Raw genomic sequence first — 4858 nt, 5'->3', positions numbered from 1 at the left:
GAACTCCGACCCCTGCAGCGGCAGCGGTGGAGCCGTTGGAGGGTGGCGCCACCGCTGCCGCTGCAGGGGTCGGAGTTCAGACCCGTTGGCCGGCCATCGCCTCCTCGTGGGCCCGGCAACAGCACACCGCACCCTCGCTCGAGCAGGCGACCGACGACTGGTGGCGGTAGGCGGCCACCTTCGCCGCGCCCGCGAGCGCCGCCGGGGCGCTGGAGGTGCTCGAGTCGTAGACGACCTCACCGCCGAGGACCGTGCCGACGACCTCGCAGCCCATGATCTCCTCCGACCCGTGCGCTTGGAGGATGTCCGCACTGAGGATCGTCACATCGCCGACGTAGCCGGGCTGCAGCACGCCCTTCCAGCGCTCTGCGTGGTCCTGCCAGGCGGGGGTGGCGGTGTAGGAGCGCAGGGCTTCCTCGATGGAGATGGCCTGCTCGATGCCGCCCAGCTTGCCGTCGAAGCCCTCGCGGGTCACCGCGCCGGCGACGCCGATGAGCCAGTCAGGGGTGACGACAGCGGCGTCGGAGGCGCTGGAGGCCTTGACGCCGTGGTCGAGGGCGGTGCGGAAGGGCCACTGGTAGTCCACGCGCTCGGGGCCGATCGTCGTGTCGAAGAAGCGGCTGTAGACGTGCTTGATCGTGGGGTTGAAGCTCACACCGATGTCGTTGGCAGCCATCAGCTGCAGCGTCGGCTCCGGTGAGAGGTCGCCGTGGATGACGTAGTGGCGCAGCGCGTTGCTCTGGGTGGCGAGGTAGCCTGCGACGACGGCGTCGATGGCCGCGTCGCCGGTGGCGTGGGTGCCGACCTGGAAGCCTCTGCTGGCCGCGAGGGCGATGATGGCGTGCAGGGCTGCGAGGCGTTCCGCATCGGTGTCGCCGGCGGTGAGCAGGTGGCCGTTGCGCCCGTCGAGGAACGGCTCGTGCAGCCACGAGGTCTGCGCGTCGGTGGGCACACCGTCGGCGAGGACCTTGACCTCGCCGACGCGCAGCATCCGCGGGTCCACGTCCCTGAGCGGACGGAGGCCGTTGAGGGTTTCCTCGAGGGCGGCGGCGGTCTGCCCCGCCCTGATCATGAGGTTGATGCGCAGCTTGAGCGATCCGTCCAGGATCTTCCCGCGGTAGAGCTCGACCTGCTCGAGGTTGACGCCGGGGTCGGTGAGGCTGGTGATGCCCAGGGAGTGCAGGACGGAGGCGGCGAAGTCCATGGACTCCGACACCCCTGCCGGCGTGTAGGGCGGCACGACCGCCGTCACGAGACCTGAGGCGGCTTCGCGCAGGATGCCGGTGGGTTCGCCGTTGGCGTCCCGCTCGATGGTTCCGCCGGAAGGGTCCGCGGTCTCGCGCGTGATGCCCGCGAGCTGCAGCGCCTTGGAGTTGACCGCGAGGGCGTGGTGGGAGATGTCGGACATGTAGACCGGGTGCTCTCCGGAGACCGGATCGAGGACCTCGCGCGTGGGGAGCCGGTCGAGGCGGGTGCCGTCCCAGCCGCCGGCACGGATCCAGGTGTCGGGGGCCGGCGCCTCCGCGACGGCCTGGGCGATGACCGCGGCGATCTGCGCTGCCGTCGGTGTGGCGACGTCGTAGCTGTAGATCCTGGGTCCGGTGAACCCGAAGTTGCTCGCTTCGAAGCCGAACCCGTTGAAGTGCAGGTGGTCGTCGTTGATGCCCGGCAGGACCGTGCCGCCGCGCGCGTCGATCACCTGCGTGCCTCGTCCGGTGCGCCGGGCGATCTCCCGGTTGGTGCCGACCGCGATGATGCACCCGCGCTTGATGGCCACCGCCTCGGCGCGCCGGCCCTTGCGGTCCATCGTCTGGACCTTGCCGTTGGTGACCACGGTGTCCGCTGCCCAGTGCCCGCGGTGCGCCTGCGCTGAGGTGTTCCCGCCGGCTGCGGTGATGCTCGCCGCCGCGGCTGCGCCCGCCGCTCCTCGCAGCACGTTGCGTCGGCTCGTTCCTCGTTCGCTCATCGGTCCACTGTCCTCTTCGTCGGTGGGGTGCCCGAGCCCGCCACAGGAACTGGCGGTGATCTTGCCGAGTAAGTACCGTCCTACCTCACGAGCGCGACTCCCGGCGAAGACAGTGCCGTTGTGGGCGAGAGCGTTGCCGTCTGGGTCAAGTCACTGGGGGCGGCCGAGAAGATGATGCCTGAGCGAACTGTTGCGCACGTCCTCCAGGGGTACCTGGACACCCGCTGCGGCAGCGTTGAAACGGCGCGCGATGCGGTCCTCGTGCGCTCTGAGGAGTCACCTCCCGAAGTCTTGCGGGTGTGGCGGTGGCGCGACATCGACTTGTGCCTCATCCAGGCCGGCAAGGTCCAGGTCGTGCCTCACCGCTGGGCTCCGGTCCCCGACGAGCTCGTTCACCGCGCCGGCGTCATCGTCGGCTACGTCGTCGACGGCGCGGTGTGCATCACTCAGGACCGGCGCACGATCGAGGTGGGGCGCGGGCAGGTGGTGCTGTACGACGGCATCACCCCGTGCTCGCTCCGCGCGGAGGTTCCCCACCGCTACCTGATCGCTCGCATCGGGGGGCAGGTGATGCCCCTGCGGGCGCAGGAGCGCGCCGTCCTGGTGGTCCGGGACCTGTCCCCCTTTGCGGGAGCGGCGGCGCTGTCATCGCTGCTCGCCGTGCTCGTCGACGTGGGCGATGACCTGGCGCCCGCGGCCGGTGGGCACCTGGGGGATGCGATCGTCTCGTGCCTGCAGGCGATCATCGCCGAGGTGCGCGGCGCGGCGGTGGGTCAGCGCTCGGCGGTCCTCTTCGGTCAGCTCACCGGCTGGATCGATGCCCACCTCCTCGATGAGGACCTGACGACCGAACTCGTCGCCGCCGAGCACTTCCTCTCGCCTCGCTACGTGCGCAAGCTGTTCGCCGACCACGAGGTCACGGTCAGCGGGTACGTGCGCACCAAGAGGCTCGAGCGCGTCCGCGACGAGCTCTCCCGGCCGTGGAACGCCCACCTGCCCATCGCGGCGCTGGCCGCCCGCTGGGGCTTCCACAACCCGAGCGTCTTCTCACGGTGCTTCGCGCGGCGGTTCGGGCTGGGACCGCAGGAGTTCCGCAGGGCGGTGGCGGGCGCCACCGGGCAGGGCGCGAGCGACGCGTGAGGCGTCGGTGCACCGCACCGATGGCGCAGGCCGTCGTGCAGCGTCCCACCGGCAGCTCCCCGGTGGGGCGCTCGCAGGAGCGAGGTGCCGGCGGGTCCGCCTGCGCACGGTTCTCGCTCGTCTCAGGCGGGGAACGACGACGCCGCCGAGGCGCCGAAGTCGGCCAGGAGGTGGGTGCCGTTGACCGCTCGTGCCAGCGGTGAGAGCAGGACGGCCACCAAGGAGGCCACCTCCTCCGGTGTCTGCACCTGGTACCCCGCCTCGCCGAAACCCTCGGGGCGCCCCAGGTCGGTCCGGGACATCGGCGTGTCCACGACGCTGGGGCACAGGCCGTTCACCCGGACACCGACCTCGCTGAGGTCGACGGCGAGACTGCGCGCCAGAGCCAGCACGGCTCCCTTGGAGGCGCAGTACGGCGCCATCCCCGGTGCCGCGACCAGGGCGGAGTCGGAGGCCAGCAGGACGACGGCGGGCTCGCGGCCGGCGGCGAGGTGGGGCAGCGCGTGCCTGACCGTGCGGAAGGTCCCGACCACGTTGACCGACAGCACGTGCTCGAAGCTGCTGGCCTCGAGGTCGGCCGCGTTCACGCCCACCGGCCCGGACACCCCGGCGCAGCACACGAGGCCGTCAAGGCCACCGAGGACCTCCACGGCCTCGGCGACCGCCCGTGCTACCTGCTCCTCGTCGGTGACGTCCGCCCGCACGTCGGCTCCCGCGGTCAGATCCAGGCCGAGGACGTGGGCGCCTTCGCAGCGCAGGCGGTGCACCACGGCTGCCCCGATGCCCGAGGCGGCGCCGGTGACCAGCACGGCACGACCCGCCAGGGTGAGGTCCACGAGTCCTCAGACCCAGGTGGAGGGGTCGTGGACCGTGCGGGAGAGCACGGTCTCGCGCGCACCCATGGCGATCGCGTTGGTTTCGCCCGTCTCGGTGTCCAGGCCCCAGATGCGCCCGGTCGAGCGCCCGCGGCGGAAGTTGATGGCGACGATGCCGTCGCACGGGACGACCTTCTCCTGCCAGGTGAACAGGTAGACCTCCTCGCGCAGCTTCCACACTCGGCCGCGGTCGGTGTCTGCCAGCCCCCGCTCTGCTCCTGCCAGGCAGTGCCAGGTGTAGGCGGCCTCGGTGAGGTAGAGGTGCTCGTAGGCGTTGTCGGGGCCGTAGACGTACTGCACGCGCGCGCCCACGAGCTCGCTGGTGCGTTCGTGGCGCGCCGAGGACCCGGCGAGCGCGCCGGTGCGCACGTCCTCGTGGACACGGGGGCTGCCGGGAGCGGCGTCGTCCAGCAGGGTGCTGCGCACCACGGTGACCGCGCCGCTGCTCACGTCGAGCACGACGACCAGGGCCTCGTCGGCCGGTTCGCCGAGCGCGGCGTGCAGCAGGTAGAGCCCGTCGTCGACCTCCTTGACGGCCGCCGCGGCGACGACTTCCCGCAGGGCCCGCTGCGCACTCTCCTCACGCAGCCGGACGGTGTGGGCGCCGTCCAGGGAGATGGACAGGGTGGAGCCGCCGTCGAAGTGCGCTTGGAAGGACTGACCGGTCAGGGCCTCGCAGTCGGGCAGGTCGTAGTCGCCGAAGCCGTGACCGTCCAGGGCGTTCAGCGTTGGCCACTGCTCGGCAGGCAGGTAGTCGAGGGCTGGTGCGGGACCGGTGGCGGCCTCGGAGGTGGTCATCGGTGGCTTCCTCTCAGCGGCGGCGTCGTGCGGGATCGACACCCGGTGTCAGCGGTGGCAGGGGCAGCGGGGACTGAAG

4 protein-coding genes are annotated in these 4858 nt (G+C 71.6%); 1 reads left to right on the top strand and 3 read right to left on the bottom strand.

Annotated features, from left to right (window positions below; translation table 11 throughout):
- Positions 1 to 76: 76 nt before the first annotated feature.
- A complete protein-coding gene (locus GTQ99_RS19795) occupies positions 77 to 1966 on the bottom strand; it encodes an amidohydrolase (protein WP_166617426.1) in 1890 nt (629 codons plus the stop codon).
- A gap of 120 nt (positions 1967 to 2086) precedes the next feature.
- Between GTQ99_RS19795 and GTQ99_RS19790 the strand changes: the two genes are divergently transcribed.
- On the top strand, positions 2087 to 3106 hold the full coding sequence (locus tag GTQ99_RS19790) for a helix-turn-helix domain-containing protein (protein ID WP_166617425.1): 1020 nt from the start codon (positions 2087 to 2089) through the stop codon (positions 3104 to 3106).
- A 122-nt stretch (positions 3107 to 3228) separates the two neighbouring features.
- Here GTQ99_RS19790 and GTQ99_RS19785 read toward each other — a convergent pair whose 3' ends face one another.
- The gene (locus GTQ99_RS19785) at positions 3229 to 3942 is read right to left on the bottom strand and encodes an SDR family oxidoreductase (protein ID WP_166617424.1); all 714 of its coding nucleotides are present in this window, start codon (positions 3940 to 3942) and stop codon (positions 3229 to 3231) included.
- 6 nt (positions 3943 to 3948) lie between these two features.
- The gene (locus GTQ99_RS19780; RefSeq protein WP_166617423.1) at positions 3949 to 4779 is read right to left on the bottom strand and encodes a MoaF C-terminal domain-containing protein; all 831 of its coding nucleotides are present in this window, start codon (positions 4777 to 4779) and stop codon (positions 3949 to 3951) included.
- Between the last annotated feature and the right edge of the window lie 79 nt (positions 4780 to 4858).

It is taken from the genome of Kineococcus vitellinus, from assembly GCF_009906315.1.
GTDB classification, from domain to species: Bacteria; Actinomycetota; Actinomycetes; order Actinomycetales; family Kineococcaceae; genus Kineococcus; species Kineococcus vitellinus.
This window is presented reverse-complemented; position numbering and strand designations above follow the sequence as displayed.

Bases quoted from the DNA above. Each gene is read 5' to 3' on its own strand.
- GTQ99_RS19795 (WP_166617426.1), bottom strand. From the start codon at position 1,966: ATGAGCGAACGAGGAACGAGCCGACGCAACGTGCTGCGAGGAGCGGCG.
- GTQ99_RS19780 (WP_166617423.1), bottom strand. From the start codon at position 4,779: ATGACCACCTCCGAGGCCGCCACCGGTCCCGCACCAGCCCTCGACTAC.